This is a genomic window from Luteimonas huabeiensis HB2, from assembly GCF_000559025.1.
GTDB classification, from domain to species: domain Bacteria; phylum Pseudomonadota; class Gammaproteobacteria; order Xanthomonadales; family Xanthomonadaceae; genus Luteimonas; species Luteimonas huabeiensis.
The window spans coordinates 38,594-58,158 of the sequence record NZ_JAAN01000013.1; the positions used below are offsets into that span (position 1 = coordinate 38,594).

Below are 19,565 nucleotides of genomic sequence, written 5' to 3' on the forward strand. Positions count from 1 at the left end.
AGGGGGTGCGCATGAGCATGTGGCGGCGGCGCGCGGGCGCCGCCCTGTTGGGGACCATCGTCGGGCTCGGGGGATGCGACCGCGCCGATCCGCCGGCGCCGGCGTTGCCGGAAGGGAGCGGCGCGGCAGATGCGGCCGGCCGTGCCGGCGCGATCGGGCCGGCGGCGGAGGTCGAGGCGCTGCGGCGTCGCGCGCAGGCCGCGCTGCAGGCGCGGAGGTTGCATGCGCCGGCCGGCGACAACGCCGCCGAGCATTTCCTCGCCCTGCGGGCCCGGGCGCCGGCCGACGCGGCGGCGCGCGAGGCGCTGCTGGGGCTGCAGCCCTACGTCCTGATCGCGGCCGAGCAGGCGCTGGCCCGTGCCGATGCGGACGAGGCGGCGCGGCTGGCGGCCCTGCTGGCGCGCATCGATCCGGCCGCGCCCGCGTTGCCGCGCCTGCGCGGAGCGCTGGCCGCGCTCGACGCGGCGCCCGCCGCGCCCGCCGATCCCGGCCGCGACGTCGCGCTGTCTCCGGCCGGCGCGGCGGACGCACCCGCCGTGCCCGCGCCGGACCGGTCGTCGGCCGCGATGCCCGCGCGGGACGTGGCGGCGAGCGTGCCGGCGCTGCCGTCCCCCGCGGCCCCGGTTCCCGAACCGGGCCCGGGGCCGGTCGTGGCGGCGCCCGAGGCGCCCGCCCCCCGTGCGGATGCGCGGGCCGCGTCGGCCCCGCCGGCGTCCGCCCGGCCGCCGGCCCTGGTCCAGGACGCCGCGCCGCGCTACCCGACCGTCGCGCTCAACCGGCGGCTGGAGGGGCAGGTGGTGCTGGCGTTCTCGATCGGCCCCGACGGCCGGGTCGCCCAGGCGCGCGTCGTCTCCGCCGAGCCGGCCGGGGTGTTCGACCGCGCCGCGCTGGCCGCGGCGGCGCAGTGGCGCTTCGAGGCCACCGGGCGCATCCACGCCACCACGCGCACGCTGCGCTTCTCGCTCGACGAGGCCGGCGCGTCCGCCGCCGGCGGCTGAGCCGCCGCTCGCGCGCCGCAGCGCCCGCGCCCCGAGAGGCGCCACGGCGTGCGCGGGCCCCGCCAGGCCACGTCCACCTTCCGGAAACCGGGCCTTCGAGCGCCGTGGGACGTCGCGTCCTGCGCATCCAGCGGCCGCCTGCAAGCCAAGCCTCGCGGGCCGGCGCGCGCCTTCACATGCCCTGCAAGACCCTGAACTGCGTCTCGAATCTCAAAATTTGAGACGAAACAGTCGCTTGTGGATAAAGCTTGAACAAGTCTGTGAACTTCTCCGCAAGTCATTGACCCGCCTAGTGAAAATTTGTCGCAGGAGTTGTTGACAACCCCTGGGGTGGGTCATAAGGTGGCGTTGCGTGGAATAACCGGGAAATTTGTGGTTTTCCGCGGCATCGAAGCCCGCCGCAGACGGGCATACCGGGCAGACAGCAGTGTTCCAGGGCGAGACCGCCATCACCATCGACGACAAGGGCCGGTTGGCGATCCCGACCGCGTTCCGCGAGCTCGTCGGCAAGGCGTGCGGCGGTCGCCTGGTCATCACCTACAACCCCTTCGAGGCCGGCTGCCTGTTCATCTACCCCCAGGCCGAGTGGGAGCGCGTGCGCGATGCGGTCAACAAGCTGCCCGGCTCGTTGTCCGCGCACCGCCGCATGCAGCGCAACCTGGTCGGCTCCGCGGCGCACGTGGAGATGGACGGCAGCGGCCGCATCGGCGTGCCGGCCAGCCACCGCGCGGCGGTCGGCATCGAGCGCAAGGCGGTGCTGCTCGGCATGGGCGACAAGTTCGAACTCTGGAGCGAGCAGGCGCATCACGCGCAGATCCGTCAGGTGATCACCGACGAGGATCTGAGCGAGCAAATGCTCGAATTGAAGCTGTGAGCGCGGGTGGCGCGGACGCCCGGTCCGGCCACCTCCCGGTCATGGTCGCGCAGGTCATGGAGGGGCTGCGGGTGGTGGAGGACGGAACGTATCTGGACGGCACGTTCGGGCGCGGCGGGCATGCGCGGCGCGTGCTGGAACGCTTGGGCGAGAGAGGCCGGCTGCTGCTGATGGACAAGGACCCCGAAGCGATCGCCGCGGCCGAACGCGAGTTCGGCGCGGACCCGCGCGTGGCCATCCGTCGCGGCAGCTTCGCCGGGCTCGGCGACTGGCCGGCCGCGGCCGGCGGGCTGGACGGGGTGCTGCTGGACCTGGGCGTGTCGTCGCCGCAGCTCGACGTGGCCGAACGCGGCTTCTCCTTCGGCAAGGACGGTCCGCTCGACATGCGCATGGACCCGGAGGCCGGCCGCAGCGCCGCCGACTGGCTGGCCACCGCCGAGGAGCGCGAGATCGCCGACGTGCTGTGGACCTACGGCGAAGAGCGCCACAGCCGCCGCATCGCCCGCGCGATCGTGGCGCAGCGCGCGCTCGCGCCGATCGTGCGCACCGCGCAGCTGGCGGAGCTGGTCGCCTCGGCGACGCCGCGCGGCAGCGACCGCATCCACCCGGCCACCCGGACCTTCCAGGCCATCCGCATCCACGTCAACCGCGAGCTGGCCGATCTCGAGGCCGGGCTCGACGCGGCGCTGGAGGCCCTGCGGCCCGGCGGGCGGCTGGCGGTGATCAGCTTCCACTCGCTCGAGGACCGGATCGTCAAGCGCTTCGTCGCCCGCCACGCCAAGGCCCCCCCGGCCAACCGCCGCCTGCCCGAGGCGGCCCCGTTCGTGCCGCGCCTGCGCGCGATCGGCGACGCCCGCAAGGCCGAGGCCGACGAGACCGCCGCCAACCCGCGCGCCCGCAGCGCGGTGCTGCGGGTGGCCGAGAAACTGGGGCCAGGGGCCGGAGGCCAGGGGCCGGAAAACACGACGAGCCAACGAGGCGACCGCGTTTCCCCGACCCCTGGCCCCTGGTCCCCGGCCTCCGGGCTCCGCAGGAGCCCCACGCCATGACCCGCTTCCTGCTCGCCGTGGTGATCCTGGCCTGCGTGGTCACCGCGATCGGGGTGGTGCATGCGCGCCACCAGCACCGGTTGCTGTTCGTCGAGCTGACCCGGCTGGAGAACGCGCGCGACGAACTCAACATCGAGTTCGGCCGGCTGCAGCTGGAGCAGGCGACCTGGGCGGAGAGCAACCGCATCGACCAGGTCGCGCGCGAGCGGCTGGGGATGCAGTTCCCCGAGACCGCCGACATCGTGGTGATCCGGCCATGAGGTTCGGGCGCATCCCCGGTGGGCACGCCAAGCGCCCGCGCACGCGCGCGCAGTTCAACCTGCGCGGCCGCCTGGCGCTGGTCGGTGGCGCGCTCGGGCTGTGCGCGCTGACCCTGGTCGGGCGCGCGGTCGACCTGCAGCTGATCGACAACGCCTACTACCAGCAGAAGGCGGATTCGCGCTTCCTGCGCGAGCTGCCGATCGCCACCTCGCGCGGCATGATCACCGACCGCAACGGCGAGCCGCTGGCGATCTCGACGCCAGTGGCCTCGCTGTGGGCCAATCCGCAGGAATTGTCCAAGCACCCGGACCGCATCGCCGAGCTGGCCGAGGCCATCGGCCAGGATCCGGACCAGCTCGCGCGCGCGGTCGCCCAGCGCGCGGACAAGGAATTCATGTACCTGCCGGGGCAGCGGCGCATCCACCCGGCCAACGCGCAGAAGGTGCTGGCGCTCAACGTGCCCGGCGTCTTCAGCCAGCGCGAGTACCGACGCTTCTACCCCCAGGGCGAGGCGCTGGCGCACGTGCTGGGCTTCACCAACATCGACGACCGCGGCCAGGAGGGCATCGAGCTGGCGTTCGACGACTGGCTGCGCGGCCAGCCCGGCGCGCAGCGGGTGATCCGCGACCGCCGCGGCCGCATCGTCGAGAACGTGGACCTGGTGCGGCCGGCGCAGCCCGGCAAGGACCTGACGCTGTCGATCGACCGCCGGATCCAGTACCTGGCGCACCGCGAGCTGCGCAACGCCATCGTCGCCTCCGGCGCCAGCGCGGGGTCGTCGGTGATCCTGGACGTGGCCACCGGCGAGGTGCTGGCGATGGCCAACCTACCGGCCTACAACCCGCACGTGCTCGGCAGCGCCGACCGCGAGGCGCGCCGCAACCGCGCGGTGACCGACCTGATCGAGCCGGGTTCGACGATCAAGCCGCTGACGGTCGCCGCCGCGCTCGAGGCCGGCACCATCCGCCCGGACACCCGCATCGACACCAATCCGGGCTGGATCCCCAACGGCCGCTACCGCACCACCGATTTCCGCAACTACGGTGTGCTCGACGTCACCGGCGTCATCACCAAGAGCTCCAACGTGGGCGTGTCGAAGATCGTCCAGGGGCTGCCGGACGAGCGCTTCTACCAGTTCCTGCGCCGCTTCGGCTACGGGCAGAGCACCGGCAGCGGCTTCCCGGGCGAGGCCGCCGGCCTGTTCCCGGAGCCGGCGCGCTGGAGCGGCACCACCAAGCAGACCATGTCCTACGGCTACGGCCTGTCGGTCACGCCGCTGCAGATCGCCACCGCCTACGCTGCGCTCGGCAACGGCGGCCGGCTGATCGCGCCGACCTTCATCAAGGGCCAGCACAACGAGCCGCGGCAGGTGCTGGACCCCGACATCGCGCGCGAGATCGTGCGGATGATGCAGACGGTGACCGAACCGGGCGGCACCGCCACCCGCGCCGCGATCCTGGGCTACCACGTCGCCGGCAAGACCGGCACCGCGCGCAAGGCCAGCGCCGGCGGCTACGCGCGCCGCTACGTGGCCTTCTTCGCCGGCCTGGTGCCGGTGGAGAACCCGCGCTTCTCGATGGTGATCGTGATCGACGATCCGGACACCTCGCGCGGCGGCTCCACCTACGGCGGGGGCTACATCTCGGCGCCGGTGTTCCGCGCCACCATGGAAGGTGCGCTGCGGCTGATGGACGTGCCGCCGGACGACATCGAGACCTGGCTGGCGGCGCAGGCAGAGGCCGAGCGCAAGCGCCGCGCCGCGGCGCCGCGCCCGGCCGCCACGGTGGCGGCGAACGCCCCGGGAGCGCCGCGATGACCCGCATGGCGCTGGCCGAACTGCTGCCCGACGTCCCCGGCATCCCCGCCGGCCTGATCGTGTCCGGGCTGGCCCAGGACAGCCGCGAGGCCGGGCCGGGCGACGCCTTCCTGGCCATCCCGGGCTTCGGCACCCACGGCCTGCGCTTCGCCGCGCGCGCCCTGGACGCCGGCGCGGCGGCGGTGCTGTACGAGCCGCCGGCGCCGGCCGACGCCGCGCCGCCCGAGGGCGCGATCGCGGTCCCCGGCCTGCGCGCGCGCATCGGTGCGATGGCCGACCGCCTGTACGGCGCGCCCTCGCGGGCGATGACGATGGTCGGGGTGACCGGCACCAGCGGCAAGACCTCCTGCGTGCAGCTCATCGCGCAGGCGCTGGAGGCGCTGGGCACGCGCGCGGGCACCATCGGCACCCTCGGTGCCGGCCTGCTCGGCGCGGTGGCGCCGACCGGCTTCACCACCCCGCAGGTCGCGCAGGTGCATGCGCTGCTGGCGCGGCTGCGCGACGACGGCGCCCGGGCGGTGGCGATGGAAGTCAGCTCGCACGCGCTCGACCAGGGACGGGTGGACGCGGTGCATTACGACGTGGCCGTGTTCACCAACCTCAGCCGCGACCATCTCGACTACCACGGCGACATGGCCGCCTACGGCGAGGCCAAGGCGCGGCTGTTCGCGCGCGAGGGCCTGCGCGCGGCGGTGCTGAACGTGGACGACGCCTTCGGTGCCGCCCTGCCGGGGCGGCTGCACCGCGGCGTGCGCGCGATCGCGTTCAGCGCGCAGGGCCGCGACGGCGCCGACCTGTCCGCGCACGACGTCGTGCTGGACGATCGCGGCCTCGCGTTCGTCCTGCGCGCTGGCGGCTTCGAGGCCCGGGTGCGCTCGCCGCTGCTGGGCCGCTTCAACGTGGACAACCTGCTGGCCGTGGCCGGGGTGCTGCTGGCGCTGGGCCGCGCGCCGGCGGAGATCGCGCCGGTGCTGGGCGCGCTGCAGCCGATCCCGGGGCGGATGAACCGCTACGGCGGCGGCGACGCGCTGCCGCTGGTGGTGGTGGACTACTCGCACAAGCCCGATGCGCTGCGGCAGGCGCTGCAATCGCTGCGCGGCCACTTGCGCGGCGAGCTGACCTGCGTGTTCGGCTGCGGCGGCGAGCGCGACCGCGGCAAGCGTCCGCAGATGGCGGCGATCGCCGAGGCCAACGCCGAGCGGGTGATCGTCACCGACGACAACCCCCGCGGCGAGGACGGCGACGCGATCGTGGCCGAGATCGTGGCCGGCTTCGCGGAGCCCGCGCGGGTGCGGGTCGAGCGCGACCGCGGCCGCGCGATCGCGCTCGCGGTGGGCGAGGCCGGTCCGGGCGACATCGTGCTGATCGCCGGCAAGGGCCACGAGCCCTACCAGGAGATCGCCGGCGTGCGCCATCCCTTCGACGACGGCGAGGCGGCCAGCCGCGCCCTGGAGGCGCGCGCATGAGCCTGCCCATCGCCCCGGTGGCCTTGTCGGAGATCGCCCGCCTGGCGCAGGGCCGGCTGGAGCGCGCCGGCGGCCAGGACCCGCGCATCGACGCGGTGGAGACCGATACCCGCACGCTCGGCGGCCAGCCGGGCGCCGCGGCCTTGTTCGTCGCCCTGCGCGGGCCGCGATTCGACGGCCACGACCACGTCGCCGCCGCCGCGGCGCAGGGCGCGCGCGCGGCGCTGGTGGCGCGCCCGGTCGAGGCGGAGATCGCCCAGATCGTGGTCGACGACACCCAGGCCGCGCTGGCGCGCTGGGCCGGCGCCGTGCAGCGCGCGCGCCCGGCCACGGTGGTGGGCATCACCGGCAGCAACGGCAAGACCAGCGTCAAGTCGATGGCGCTGGCGGTGCTGTCGCGCGTGGGCAGCGCCTATGCCAACCCGGGCAACCGCAACAACGAGATCGGCCTGCCGCTGTCGGTGCTGTCGGCGCCGGCCGACGCGCGCTTCGCGGTGTACGAGATGGGGGCCGGCAAGCCCGGCGACATCGCCTGGCTGACGGCCGTGGCGCGCCCGCAGGTGGCGCTGGTCAACAACGTCGCCCCGGCGCACCTGGAGCGCATGGGCAGCCTGTACGGCGTGGCCGAGACCAAGGGCGCGATCTACGACGCGCTGCCGGCCGACGGCACCGCGGTGATCAACGCCGACGACGCCTTCGCGCCGTACTTCGCCGAGCGCGCCCACGGGCGCCGCCTGCTGCGCTTCGGCATCGAGGCCAGCGCCGACGTCGCCGCGCATGCCATCCGCGGCAGCGATGCCGGTTCCACCTTCGTGCTGGCGCTGCCCGATGCCGAGGTCGCGGTGGAACTGCCGCTGCCGGGCCGCCACAGCGTGCGCAACGCACTGGCCGCGGCGGCGATCGGCTGGGCGCTCGGCGCCAGCGCCGACGCCATCGCCGCGGCACTGGCATCGGCGCAGCCGGTGGCCGGCCGCCTGGCCCGCCATCGCCTGCGCGGCGGCGGGCTGCTGATCGACGACACCTACAACGCCAACCCGGGCTCGATGGCCGCGGCGATCGACACCCTGGCGGTCGCGCCGGGCCGGCGCTGGCTGGTGCTGGGCGACATGGGCGAGCTGGGCGCGGACGCGCAGGCGCTGCACGCCGAGATCGGCCGCCGCGCCCGCCAGGCCGGCGTCGAGCGCCTGTTCGCGCTGGGCCGGTTGAGCGCGGCGGCGGCGGACGCCTTCGGCGCCGGCGCCGCCCATTACGCGAACCACGCGGCGCTGACCGAAGCGCTCGCCGCCGAGGCGGCCGCCGTGACGGCGGCCGGGGAGGGCGCGCGGCTGCGCGTGCTGATCAAGGGGTCGCGCAGCAGCGCGATGGAGCGGGTGGCGTCCGCATTGCTCGAATCGATGGGAGACGCGGCCGATGCTGCTTGAGCTGGCCCGCTGGCTGCAGGGTCTGGAGGATTTCTTCGGACTGTTCAACTACCTCACCTTCCGCGGCATCCTGGCCGCGCTGACGGCGCTGTTCCTGTCGCTGTGGTGGGGGCCTGCGCTGATCCGCAAGCTGGCGCAGTACAAGGGCGGCCAGCCGATCCGCCAGGACGGCCCGCAGACGCACTTCTCCAAGGCCGGCACGCCGACCATGGGCGGCGCGCTGATCCTGTTCACCGTGCTCGCCTCGGTGCTGCTGTGGGGCGACCTGCGCAACAAGTACGTGTGGGTGGTGCTGGCGGTGATGATCGCCTTCGGCGCGATCGGCTGGTACGACGACTGGATCAAGATCGTCAGGCGCGATCCCAACGGCCTGAAGTCGCGCTGGAAGTACCTGCTGCAGTCGGTGTTCGGGCTGATCGTGGGCCTGTACCTGTTCCACACCGCCGACGTGCCGGCCGCGACCACGTTCTACATCCCGCTGTTCAAGGCGGTGGCGCTGCCGCTGGTGTCGGTGACCTTCGTGGCCATCGCCTACTTCTGGATCGTCGGCTTCTCCAACGCGGTCAACCTCACCGACGGCCTCGACGGCCTGGCGATCATGCCCACCGTGCTGGTGGCCTGCGCGCTGGGCGTGTTCGCCTACGCCTCGGGCAACGCGGTGTTCTCCAACTACCTGCAGATCCCGCAGATCCCGGGCGCGGGCGAGCTGATCATCATCTGCGCGGCGATCGCCGGCGCCGGCCTCGGCTTCCTGTGGTTCAACACCTACCCGGCGATGGTGTTCATGGGCGACATCGGCGCGCTGGCGCTGGGGGCGGTGCTGGGCACGATCGCGGTCATCGTGCGCCAGGAGCTGGTGCTGGTGATCATGGGCGGCATCTTCGTCATCGAGACGCTCTCGGTGATGATCCAGGTGGCCTCGTTCAAGCTGACCGGCAAGCGCGTGTTCCGGATGGCGCCGATCCACCACCACTTCGAGCTGAAGGGCTGGCCGGAGCCGCGGGTGATCGTGCGCTTCTGGATCATCTCGGTGATCCTGGTCCTGGTCGGCCTGGCGACGTTGAAGGTGCGCTGATGAACCCGCACTTCGACCCCGCCAGACAGGCCACGCCGCTGGATGCGATCCAGGGGCGCTTCGACCCGTGGCTGGTCGGCGCGGCGATCGCGCTGGCGGTGCTGGGCGTGGTGATGGTCGCCTCCAGCTCGATCGCCATCGGCGAGGAGCTGCACGTCGGGCCGTTCTACTTCCTGACCCGGCACCTGATGTTCCTCGGGCTCGGCGCGGTGCTGTGCATGGTGGTGGCGCGCACCGAGCTGCGCAGCATCGAGAAGTACGACCGCCTGCTGCTGCTGGGCTGCTTCGTGGCGCTGCTGCTGGTGTTCGTGCCGGGGCTGGGCTACAGCGTCAACGGCGCGCGGCGCTGGATCAACCTCGGGGTCTCCAACTTCCAGGTCGTCGAGGCGGTGAAGCTGATGTACATCGTCTGGCTGGCGAGCTACCTGGTCCGCTTCCGCGACGAGGTCAACGCGACCTGGGGCGCGATGCTCAAGCCGATCGGCGTGGCGGTGGGGCTGATGGGGCTGCTGGTGCTGCAGCCGGACTTCGGTTCCCTGGCGCTGATCCTGGCGATCACCGCCGGCATGCTGGTGCTGGGCGGCGTGCACCTGCCGCGCATGGCCGCGCCGGTGATCGTCGGCCTGCCGGTGCTGGCGGTCGTGGCGATCGCCGAACCCTACCGCATGCGCCGGCTGACCTCGTTCATGGACCCGTTCGCGGATCCCTTCAACAGCGGCTACCAGCTGGCCAACGCGCTGATGGCGGTCGGGCGCGGCGAATTCGCCGGGGTGGGTCTGGGCGCCTCGATCCAGAAGCTCAACTACCTGCCCGAGGCGCATACCGACTTCATCCTCGCGGTGATCGCCGAGGAACTCGGCTTCCTGGGCGTGTGCCTGGTGGTCGGGCTGTACGCGCTGCTGGTCGGGCGCGCGCTGTGGATCGGCCTGAAGTGCGTGGAGATGCGCCGCCACTTCGCCGGCTACTGCGCGTTCGGCGTGGCGCTGTCGATCGGCCTGCAGAGCCTGGTCTCGATCGGCGTCAATCTGGGCCTGCTGCCGACCAAGGGCCTGACCCTGCCGCTGGTGTCCTCCGGCGGCTCCAGCGTGCTGATGACCTGCGTGGCGGTGGGCCTGCTGCTGCGCGTGTCCTACGAACTCGACCGCGCGCAGCGCCAGGTCGCGCGCCTGCGCGGCGAGGGCCCGGCTGCGGCCGCGGCGGCGCCTGCGGCGACGTCCACCGCCGCGCCCGCGGCGCCGGCGGCCGCGGCGCGCGGGACCGGCCGCCTGCGCCAGCGCGTCGATCCGACCTTCGGGAGAACCGCATGATCCGCCGCCTGCTCGACGCTCATGCACTGTCCGGCGCCGACCTCGCGCGGGCCTTCGACCGCGTGCACTTCGTCGGCGTCGGCGGCGCCGGCATGAGCGGCATCGCCGAGGTGCTCAACACGCTCGGCTACCGCGTCTCGGGCTCCGATCTCGCCGACAACGCCGTCACCCGACGCCTGCAGGCGCTGGGCATCCGCGTGCAGCGCGGCCATGCCGCGGCCAACGTGCTCGGCGCCGACTGCGTGGTGGTGTCGAGCGCGATCCGCGCCGACAACCCGGAACTGATGGAGGCGCGCGCGCAGCGCATCCCGGTGGTGCCGCGCGCGGAGATGCTGGCCGAGCTGATGCGCTTCCGTCGCGGCATCGCGGTGGCCGGCACCCACGGCAAGACCACCACCACCTCGCTCACCGCCAGCGTGCTGGCCGAAGGCGACCTGGACCCCACCTTCGTGATCGGCGGCCAGCTGCTCGCCGCCGGTGCCAATGCGCGCCTGGGCGGCAGCGACTGGCTGGTGGCCGAGGCCGACGAGAGCGACGGCAGCTTCCTGCGCCTGAACCCGCTGATGGCGGTGGTGACCAACATCGACGCCGACCACCTGGAGAACTACGGCGGCGACTTCGCCCGCGTGCAGGCGGCGTTCTCGGAGTTCCTGCACCGGCTGCCGTTCTACGGGCTGGCGGTGCTGTGCATCGACGATCCCGAGGTCGCGCGGCTGGCCGCCGACACCCCGCGCCACGTCACCACCTACGGCTTCGCCGCCGGGGCCGACGTGCGCGCCGAGGACGTCGGCCAGGACGGTGCGCGCATGCGCTTCGTGCTGTGCCTGCCCGACGGCAGCCGCACGCCGGTGTCGCTGGCGCTGCCCGGCCGGCACAACGTGCAGAACGCGCTGGCCGCGGCCTCGATCGGCTGGCAGCTCGGCGTATCGCCGCAGCAGATCGCAGCCGCGCTGGACAAGTTCCAGGGCATCGGCCGCCGCTTCAACCTGCTGGCCGAGCTGACCACGCCGCAGGGCGCGCGGGTGCAGCTGGTGGACGACTACGGCCACCACCCGAAGGAGCTGAAGGCGGTGTTCGAGGCGGCGCGCGGCGGCTGGCCCGACCGCCGGCTGGCGGTGGCGTTCCAGCCGCATCGCTACAGCCGCACCCGCGACCTGCTGGACGACTTCGCCGGCGTGCTGTCGGAGGTGGACGTGCTGGTGCTGACCGAGGTCTACGCCGCCGGCGAGGCGCCGATCGCCAACGCCGACGCCAAGGCGCTGGCGCGCGCGATCCGCGCGCGCGGCCGCCTGGACCCGGTGGTGGTGGCCGACGTGGACGAACTGCGCGCGGTGCTGCCCGACGTGCTGGAGGACGGCGACCTGCTGCTGGTCATGGGCGCCGGCGACATCGGCCAGGCCGCCCAGCGGCTGGCGCAGGAAGGCTTCGCGGAGGCGGTGCGATGAGCGCGGTCGCGACCTTCCCGCCGCCGCGGCTGCGCGATCCCGCCGGGTTCGGCCGGGTGGCGGTGCTGATGGGCGGCAACGGCTCCGAGCGTACGGTGTCGCTGGATTCCGGCCGCAACGTGCTCGCCGCGCTGCGCGCCGGCGGCGTCGATGCGCATCCGGTGGACGGCATCCCCGCGCTGCTGGACGGGCTGGCCGCGGGGCGCTTCGATCGCGTGTTCAACATCCTGCATGGCGGCGACGGCGAGAACGGCGTGCTGCAGGGCCTGCTGGAGGCGCTGCGGGTGCCGTACACCGGCTCCGGCGTGCTGGGCTCGGCGCTGACCCTGGACAAGATCCGCACCAAGCAGGTGTGGGCGAGCCTGGGCCTGCCGACGCCGGCCTACGCGCGGCTGGCGCCGGGCGAGGACGTGCATGCCGCGGCGCGCGCGCTGGGACTGCCGGTGATCGTGAAGCCGTCGCAGGAAGGTTCCAGCGTCGGCGTCAGCCGCGTGTTCGACGAGGCGGGGCTCGACGAGGCGGTGCGCCTGGCCGCGCGCTACCCCGGCGAGCTGCTGGTCGAGCGGATGGTGGTCGGCGACGAGCTGACCGTCGGCATCCTCGACGCCGGCGACGGCCCGCGCGCGCTGCCGTCGATCCGCATCGTGCCCAAGGGCGCCTGGTACGACTACGAGGCCAAGTACGTCTCCGACGAGACCCAGTACCTGTGCCCGGGCCTGGAGGGCGAGGACGAGCGCCTGCTCGGCGAACTGGCGCTGCGCGCGTTCGTCGCCGCCGGCTGCCGCGGCTGGGGCCGGGTGGACGTGATGCGCGAGCGCGCCAGCGGCGCGTTCCAGCTGCTCGAGGTCAACACCGCGCCCGGCATGACCAGCCATTCGCTGGTGCCCAAGGCCGCGGGCGTGGCCGGCATGGACTTCGAGGCGCTGTGCTGGCGCATCCTGGAGGGCACGCTGTGAGGCGGGCAATGGGACAGCAGGGGCCGGGGGCCAGGGGCCAGGGGCCTTGGAACAGCGGGGCAGCGTGCGCCGTTGGGCCGGGCGTGCGCCCTTCGTGGCCATGCCGCGTCTCCCGCTCTTTCTCTGGCCTCTGGCCCCTGGCCCCCGGCCCCCGCTCCACAGGAGCGCGTCCATGAACGCGCTGCTGCGCATCCTGGCCTGGTCGATCGCGGTGGCGCTGGTGGCGCTGCCGGTGGTCGCCGTGGTGCAGGGCTGGATCGGCGCCGAGCGCTGGCCGCTGCGCACCCTGCGGGTGACCGGCGCGCTGGAGCGGGTGAGCGACGACGCGCTGCGCGCGGCGGTGCTGCCCTACGCGCGGCAAGGCTTCTTCGCGGTCGATCTGGCCGGCGCGCAGGACGCCGTTTCGCGGCTGGCCTGGGTCGAGCGCGCCGAGGTGCGCAAGCGCTGGCCGGACGTGCTGGAGGTGCGCATCAGCGAGCACCGGCCGTTCGCGCGCTGGGGCGAGGACCGGCTGCTGTCCGACCGGGGGCGCCTGTTCCCGGCCGCCGGCGTCGGGCCGCAGCCGCAGCTGCCGCGCTTCGACGGTCCCGAGGCGCGCATCGCCGACGTCGTCGCGCTCTACAACGAGTCGCGCGCGCTGTTCGGGCCGACCGGACACGACGTCGGACGTCTGGCGATCGACACCCGCGGCAGCTGGACGATGACGCTGTCCAACGGCACCGAGGTCATCGTCGGCAGCCAGCAGGCGCGCCCGCGGCTGGAGCGCTTCGCCCGCCTGCTGCCGCGGCTGGTGCACGAGCGCGCCGGGCAGCGGCTGGCGCGCGCGGACCTGCGCTACACCAACGGGTTCGCGCTGACCTGGGAAGAAGAGCAGGGGCCAGGGGCCGGGGGCCAGGGGCCAGGGAGCGAACCCGCCACGTCCCCGGCGCCGCGCAGCGCCGCCGCGCCCCGGTCCGTCTCCGCCGCCGCCCTCGCGTCGCAGCGTCCCGCTTCTCCCTGGCCCCCGGCCCCCGGTCTCCGGCTCCTGGAACCCGCGAGCAGCGTGGCGACGTATCGACCTTTCCCTGCCGCCGCCCTCGCGTCGCAGCGTCCCGCTTCTCCCTGGCCCCTGGCCCCCGGCCTCCGGCCCCTGGAACCCGCGAGCAGCGTGGCGACGCATCGACCTTTCCCCGCCGCCGCCCTCGCGTCGCAGCGTCCCGCTTCTCCCTGGCCCCTGGCCCCCGGCCCCTGGCCCCTGGAACTCCTACGCACATGAACCGAAAAGGCGACAAGGCCCTCATCGTCGGCCTCGACATCGGCACCTCCAAGGTGGTGGCGCTGGTCGGCGAGTATTCCCCCGGCAACCCGATCGAGGTGATCGGCATCGGCAGCCACGAATCGCGCGGGCTCAAGCGCGGCGTGGTGGTGGACATCGAGTCCACGGTGCAGTCGATCCAGCGCGCGATCGAGGAAGCCGAGCTGATGGCCGGCTGCGAGATCCGCTCGGTCTACGCGTCCATCTCCGGCAACCACGTGCAGTGCAAGAACTCGCCCGGCATCGTGCCGATCCGCGACGGCGAGGTGACCTGGGCCGACCTGGACCGCGTGCTCGACGCGGCCAAGGCGGTGGCGATCCCGGCCGACCAGAAGATCCTGCACGCGATCCCGCGCGAGTACGTGCTCGACGATTCGCAGGAAGGCATCCGCAATCCGGTCGGCATGACCGGCGTGCGCCTGGAGGTGCACGCGCACCTGGTGGTGTGCGCGCAGTCGGCCGCGGCCAACATCAGCAAGTGCGTGCAGCGCTGCGGTCTCTCGATCGACGATCTGGTGCTGTCCTCGCTGGCCTCCAGCACCGCGGTGCTGACCGCCGACGAGCGCGAGCTGGGCGTGGTGCTGGTGGACATCGGCGCCGGCACCACGGATCTCGCGGTGTTCGTGCAGGGTGCGATCTGCCACACCGCCTCGCTGCCGATCGCCGGCGACAAGGTCACCGAGGACATCGCGCACATGCTGCGCACGCCCACCCCGGAGGCCGAGCAGATCAAGGTGCGCTACGCCTGCGCGCTGGCGCAGCTGGCCACTAGCGAGGAATCGATCCAGGTGCCCAGCGTCGGCGACCGCCCGCCGCGGCGGTTGCCGCGGCAGTCGCTGGCGCAGGCGGTGCAGGCGCGCTACGAGGAGATCTTCGAGATGGTGCAGGCGGAGCTGCGCCGTTCGGGCTTCGAGCAGCACGTGCGCGCCGGCATGGTGCTGACCGGCGGCGCCTCGAAGATGGAAGGCGTGGTCGAACTGGCCGAGGAAATGCTGCAGATGCCGGTGCGCGTGGGCATCCCGCAGCACGTCACCGGCCTGGGCGAAGTGGTCGGCAACCCGGTGCACGCCACCGGCATCGGCCTGCTGCTGATGGGCAGCCAGATCGAACATCCCCGGCGCCCGGTGATCCCGACCGGGCGCGCGGGCAGTTTCTTCAAGAAGTTGAAGGAGTGGTATCGCGGCGAGTTCTGACGAACTCGCCGGGATCAGGGGCCGGAGGCCAGGGATCAGGGACGGCACGGGCTTCACGGGACTGGACACAGGAGCGGCACAGGCAAGCGGAGCGACAAGGCGGCAAGCGACTTCAAAAACTAGAAATCGCCGGTGGAACCGACGGCCTGCCAGGGGCTTTCCCTGGCCCCTGGCCTCCGGTCCCCGGCCCCCAAACAGAGGACACGGACATGGCGCATTTCGAACTGGTGGAAAAGATGGCTCCCAACGCCGTCATCAAGGTGATCGGCGTGGGCGGCGGCGGCGGCAACGCGGTCTCGCACATGGTCAGCAGCAGCGTGGACGGGGTGGAATTCATCACCGCCAACACCGACGCGCAGGCGATCAAGAACTGCGGCTCCAAGCTGCAGCTGCAACTGGGCAGCAGCGTGACCAAGGGCCTGGGCGCGGGCGCGAACCCCGAGGTCGGCCGGCAGGCCGCGCTCGAGGACCGCGAGATCATCATGGACGCGCTGCAGGGCGCGGACATGGTGTTCATCACCGCCGGCATGGGCGGCGGCACCGGCACCGGCGCGGCGCCGGTGGTGGCGCAGCTGGCCAAGGAGATGGGCATCCTGACGGTGGCGGTGGTCACCAAGCCGTTCCCGTTCGAGGGCCGCCGCCGCATGCAGGTGGCGCTCAAGGGCATCGAGGACCTGTCGCAGCATTGCGACTCGCTGATCACCATCCCCAACGAGAAGCTGATCACCGTGCTCGGCCGCAACGCGACCATGATCCAGGCCTTCCGCGCCGCCAACGACGTGCTGCTGGGGGCGGTGCAGGGCATCGCCGACCTGATCGTGCGCCCGGGCCTGATCAACGTCGACTTCGCCGACGTGCGCACCGTCATGTCCGAGATGGGCCTGGCGATGATGGGCACCGGCCACGCCCGCGGCGACGACCGCGCGCAGGCCGCTGCCGAGGCCGCGATCCAGAACCCGCTGCTCGACGACGTCAACCTGGCCGGCGCCAACGGCATCCTGGTCAACATCACCGCCGGTCCCGACTTCACCATGGCGGAGTTCGACGAGGTCGGCCGCACGATCGAGAACTTCTCCAGCGAGGACGCGACCGTCGTCATCGGTACCGTGCTCGATCCGGACATGCAGGACGAGGTCCGCGTCACCGTGGTCGCCACCGGCCTCAACCGCGCCGCGGCCCGTCCGGGCGTGCGCGGCGGCGAGTACGGCAGCGAGCGCGCCGCGCGTCCGCAGGTGCAGCTCATCCACACCCAGGTGCGCCGCGACGGCACCACCGGGCTGCCGATCGACGAGGTGGTCTCCGGCGGCGCCGGCCAGGCGCCGAGCATCGCCTCGGCCCTGCGCGGCCGCAGCGGCGGCGAGGACAGCGCGGCTTCCAAGCCGGCGGTGGCCGACTTCGGCAACGACAGCAGCTACCTGGACATTCCGGCGTTCCTGCGCCGCCAGGCGGACTGAGTCCGTCCGGCGGCATCCGCGCCTGCGCCACGGCCATCCGGCCCTGGCGCGCAGCGGTGCGTCGCGTTCGCGGTACCGGTTCGCCGGTGCCGGTCCTCTTGCCACCGGGCCCGCGCCGGGCCCGGTGGGTTTTTCCGCGCAACGCAGCGGTTCTGCACCGGCGCTTGCCGCGCAGTCGCCGCGTCCCCACGCTCGCCCGTATCCCGGGCCGCCGGCCGCCGCCGCTTCCGTCCGGTTCAGCGGGCCGCGTGCTAATCTTCCGCCGTTCTGCGTCGGCTTCGCGCGTTCTTCACGTCCCCCAGATTCCCCACCCGATGCCCAAGCAACGCACTCTCAAGAACACGATCCGCGCCACCGGGGTGGGTCTGCACAGCGGCGAGAAGGTCTACCTGACCCTGCGCCCGGCGCCGGTCGACACCGGCATCGTGTTCCGCCGCGTGGACCTGGACCCGGTGGTGGAGATCCCCGCCTCGGGCGAACTGGTGACCGAGACCATGCTGTGCACCGGGCTCACGCGCGGCGAGGGCAAGGTGATGACGGTCGAGCACCTGATGTCGGCGCTCGCCGGCCTGGGCGTGGACAACGTCTACGTCGAGCTGTCCGCCGCCGAGGTGCCGATCATGGACGGCTCCTCCGGCCCGTTCGTGTTCCTGCTGCAGTCGGCCGGCATCGTGACCCAGGACGCGCCCAAGCGCTTCATCCGCATCCTGCGCCCGATCGAGGTGCGCGACGGCGACAAGCTCGCCCGCTTCAGCCCCTACGACGGCTTCCGCCTCGACTTCACCATCGAGTTCGACCACCCCGCCATCCCGACCCAGCAATCGCGCGCCACCGTGGAGTTCTCCACCGAGAACTACATCCGCGAGGTCAGCCGCGCCCGCACCTTCGGTTTCATGCGCGACCTGGAGTTCATGCGCGAGCGCAACCTGGGCCTGGGCGGCTCGATGGACAACGCCATCGTGCTCGACGAGTTCCGCGTGCTCAACGACGACGGCCTGCGCTACGCCAACGAGTTCGTGCGGCACAAGATCCTCGACGCCATCGGCGACCTCTATCTCGTCGGCCATCCGGTGCTGGGCGCCTTCGAGGGCCACAAGTCCGGCCACGCGCTCAACAACAAGCTGGTGCGTGCGCTGCTGGCCGAGCGCTCGGCGTGGGAGGAGGTCACCTTCGCGGTGGACGCGCCTTCGCCGCTCGCCTACGGCGTGCCCGTCGCGGCCTGAGCCCCGGCCGCGGTTGCGGCCTGTTTCCTGCGCTTCCGATCCCGGAGACCGTCCGTCGGACCGTCCGCGCGCGTGCGTTTCGCGGATGAGCGCACAGTGAAGCCATAACGAAAATCTAACATCCGCCTAGCGATTTCTTATCGAGGCGTTAACCCCTCGCGAAGGCCGTGCCGCTAGGATGCCCGCTCCCCCTGCGTGGACGCGGTGTGAAGCCGAAGCTCAGGGGGCGCTGTCGTCGTCGGCCCGATCCGGCGACAGCAGCGCGGCGGCTTCGCGCAGGGCCTGCTCGGCGCGGGGCGTCAGACGACGTGGAGCCGGTGTCGCGCGGGGAGGCGGCGTCGCCGCCCGCGTGGCGGTCCTGACCGTCAGTTCAGCGACATCCAGCCCGATGGATCGGGCCGCCTCGAGGATCTCCGGCCCGGCCAGCCTGACCCGGGCATGCCAGACCGGAGCTTCCACGAGCAAGACGAGCCTGCGGCCGTCGACGTTGCCCAGCCGCGCATGCGCGGCCAACGCCGGAGGCAACAGGGGGCGCAATTGCCGATCCAGCCCGTCGAGCCACAGCGCCCGGCGGATCGGGTCCCCGGCGGCGCCGTCGAGCAGCGCATCGAGCGCGGGCTGGGCGGGGCGCGGGCGGGAACCCGGCGGCTTGGAACGAGAACCAGACATCGAACGCATGACCTTACACGACATCACCCGGCAGGCGCAGGCGCGCATCATGCACTGGCTGCAGGGCGGACGCGCGCTGGTCGCCCGCCGCCCCGGCGCCGCGGCGGCGGTGCTCGCCTGCGGCGGCTTCGTCCTCGGCGGCGGGCTCGGCGCCGCCGAGATCGCCCGCCTGCACGCCGAGAACGCGCGCCAGCACGCGCTCATCGAAGCCACCCGCCAGGAAGCGCAGCGCGAAGTCAACGCGCTCGCCGCGCGGCTGGGCGAGCTGCAGGCCCAGGCCAATCGCCTCAACGCCCTCGGCGAACGCCTGACCCGGATCGGCAAGCTCGGCGACGGCGAATTCGACTTCAACGCCGCCGTCGGCGTCGGCGGCCCGGGCCCGGTGCAGGACATGCCCGCGCGCGGCCTGCAGGAAGGCCTGGAGCAGGTGGACGCGCAGTTCCGCGCCTCCGGCTCCCAGCTCTCGGTCCTGGAGGCGCTGCTGCTGGGCCAGCAGATGGACCGCGCGGCGCTGCCCTCGCGCTCGCCGGTGGCCAGCAGCTACGTGACCTCCGGCTACGGCCATCGCGCCGATCCCTTCGGCGGCGGGCGCGCCTACCACAAGGGCATCGACTTCCACGCCCGCCGCGGCGATCCGGTGATGGCCGTGGCCGACGGCGTGGTCAGCTTCTCCGGCCGCCGCGCCGGCTACGGCAACGTGGTCGAGGTGGACCACGGCAACGGCTACGTGACCCGCTACGCGCACAATTCCCGCAACACGGTCAAGGTGGGCGATCTGGTCCGCGCCGGTCACGAAGTGGCCAAGGCCGGCTCGACCGGCCGCTCCACCGGCGTGCACGTCCACTTCGAGGTCTGGGAGAACGGCCGGGTGCGCAACCCGCGCGAGTTCCTGGACGACATGGGCGTACGCCGCCAGTAAGACCGCTCCATCCGAAGTTTGAAAACGCGGCGGTCTCCGGAGGCTTCCGAAGCGACTCCCGCCCGACACCATCGCCCCTCTCCCGCCTGCGGGAGAGGGGGGGGTGAGGGCGGGGGGGGCGGCAGTTTCGTATGGGCCCTCATCC

16 protein-coding genes and 1 pseudogene are annotated in these 19,565 nt (G+C 73.0%); 16 read left to right on the plus strand and 1 reads right to left on the minus strand.

What is annotated here, in order from left to right; translation table 11 throughout:
• The first annotated feature begins 11 nt into the window (after positions 1-11).
• The 15 genes and pseudogenes from Z164_RS19970 to lpxC all read left to right on the plus strand — a co-directional run bounded on the left by Z164_RS19970 (position 12) and on the right by lpxC (position 17,832).
• Positions 12-998, plus strand: coding sequence for an energy transducer TonB (locus Z164_RS19970; protein ID WP_024889434.1), 987 nt, complete (start codon positions 12-14; stop codon positions 996-998).
• Positions 999-1,425: 427 nt separating this feature from the next.
• Positions 1,426-1,872, plus strand: a complete 447-nt coding sequence (gene mraZ, locus Z164_RS0103920) for a division/cell wall cluster transcriptional repressor MraZ (RefSeq protein WP_024889435.1) — start codon at positions 1,426-1,428, stop codon at positions 1,870-1,872.
• A 41-nt stretch (positions 1,873-1,913) separates the two neighbouring features.
• Entirely contained in the window at positions 1,914-2,921 is a 1,008-nt protein-coding gene (rsmH, locus tag Z164_RS0103925) for a 16S rRNA (cytosine(1402)-N(4))-methyltransferase RsmH (protein WP_081770061.1), read from the plus strand.
• Complete coding sequence (gene ftsL, locus Z164_RS0103930) at positions 2,918-3,181, plus strand: cell division protein FtsL (protein WP_024889437.1); 264 nt, start codon at positions 2,918-2,920, stop codon at positions 3,179-3,181. The genes rsmH and ftsL overlap by 4 nt, the downstream gene beginning before the upstream one ends.
• Positions 3,178-4,998: a penicillin-binding transpeptidase domain-containing protein gene (locus Z164_RS0103935; RefSeq protein WP_024889438.1), complete on the plus strand. Its 1,821-nt coding sequence runs from the start codon at positions 3,178-3,180 to the stop codon at positions 4,996-4,998. Before ftsL ends, Z164_RS0103935 begins: the two co-directional genes overlap by 4 nt.
• A gap of 5 nt (positions 4,999-5,003) precedes the next feature.
• The gene (locus tag Z164_RS19975; protein WP_425477210.1) at positions 5,004-6,464 is read left to right on the plus strand and encodes a UDP-N-acetylmuramoyl-L-alanyl-D-glutamate--2,6-diaminopimelate ligase; all 1,461 of its coding nucleotides are present in this window, start codon (positions 5,004-5,006) and stop codon (positions 6,462-6,464) included.
• 2 nt (positions 6,465-6,466) lie between these two features.
• Complete coding sequence (locus Z164_RS0103945; RefSeq protein WP_024889439.1) at positions 6,467-7,885, plus strand: UDP-N-acetylmuramoyl-tripeptide--D-alanyl-D-alanine ligase; 1,419 nt, start codon at positions 6,467-6,469, stop codon at positions 7,883-7,885.
• On the plus strand, positions 7,875-8,960 hold the full coding sequence (gene mraY / locus Z164_RS0103950; protein ID WP_024889440.1) for a phospho-N-acetylmuramoyl-pentapeptide-transferase: 1,086 nt from the start codon (positions 7,875-7,877) through the stop codon (positions 8,958-8,960). The genes Z164_RS0103945 and mraY overlap by 11 nt, the downstream gene beginning before the upstream one ends.
• Positions 8,960-10,267 (plus strand): putative lipid II flippase FtsW, encoded by a 1,308-nt coding sequence (gene ftsW, locus Z164_RS0103955; RefSeq protein WP_024889441.1) that lies wholly within the window; start codon positions 8,960-8,962, stop codon positions 10,265-10,267. Before mraY ends, ftsW begins: the two co-directional genes overlap by 1 nt.
• Entirely contained in the window at positions 10,264-11,712 is a 1,449-nt protein-coding gene (gene murC / locus Z164_RS0103960; RefSeq protein ID WP_024889442.1) for a UDP-N-acetylmuramate--L-alanine ligase, read from the plus strand. Before ftsW ends, murC begins: the two co-directional genes overlap by 4 nt.
• On the plus strand, positions 11,709-12,668 hold the full coding sequence (locus Z164_RS0103965; protein ID WP_024889443.1) for a D-alanine--D-alanine ligase: 960 nt from the start codon (positions 11,709-11,711) through the stop codon (positions 12,666-12,668). Before murC ends, Z164_RS0103965 begins: the two co-directional genes overlap by 4 nt.
• A gap of 172 nt (positions 12,669-12,840) precedes the next feature.
• Positions 12,841-13,680, plus strand: a pseudogene (locus Z164_RS23215) (cell division protein FtsQ/DivIB); the annotation flags it as partial.
• A 239-nt stretch (positions 13,681-13,919) separates the two neighbouring features.
• On the plus strand, positions 13,920-15,155 hold the full coding sequence (gene ftsA / locus Z164_RS0103975) for a cell division protein FtsA (RefSeq protein ID WP_024889445.1): 1,236 nt from the start codon (positions 13,920-13,922) through the stop codon (positions 15,153-15,155).
• 209 nt (positions 15,156-15,364) lie between these two features.
• On the plus strand, positions 15,365-16,609 hold the full coding sequence (gene ftsZ / locus Z164_RS0103980; RefSeq protein WP_024889446.1) for a cell division protein FtsZ: 1,245 nt from the start codon (positions 15,365-15,367) through the stop codon (positions 16,607-16,609).
• A 314-nt stretch (positions 16,610-16,923) separates the two neighbouring features.
• On the plus strand, positions 16,924-17,832 hold the full coding sequence (gene lpxC, locus Z164_RS0103985) for a UDP-3-O-acyl-N-acetylglucosamine deacetylase (protein WP_024889447.1): 909 nt from the start codon (positions 16,924-16,926) through the stop codon (positions 17,830-17,832).
• 219 nt (positions 17,833-18,051) lie between these two features.
• Here lpxC and Z164_RS0103990 read toward each other — a convergent pair whose 3' ends face one another.
• Positions 18,052-18,501, minus strand: a complete 450-nt coding sequence (locus tag Z164_RS0103990; protein WP_024889448.1) for a DciA family protein — start codon at positions 18,499-18,501, stop codon at positions 18,052-18,054.
• A 49-nt stretch (positions 18,502-18,550) separates the two neighbouring features.
• Here Z164_RS0103990 and Z164_RS0103995 point away from each other — a divergent pair, with 49 nt between their 5' ends.
• Entirely contained in the window at positions 18,551-19,420 is an 870-nt protein-coding gene (locus Z164_RS0103995; protein WP_052338351.1) for a M23 family metallopeptidase, read from the plus strand.
• Positions 19,421-19,565 lie beyond the last annotated feature (145 nt).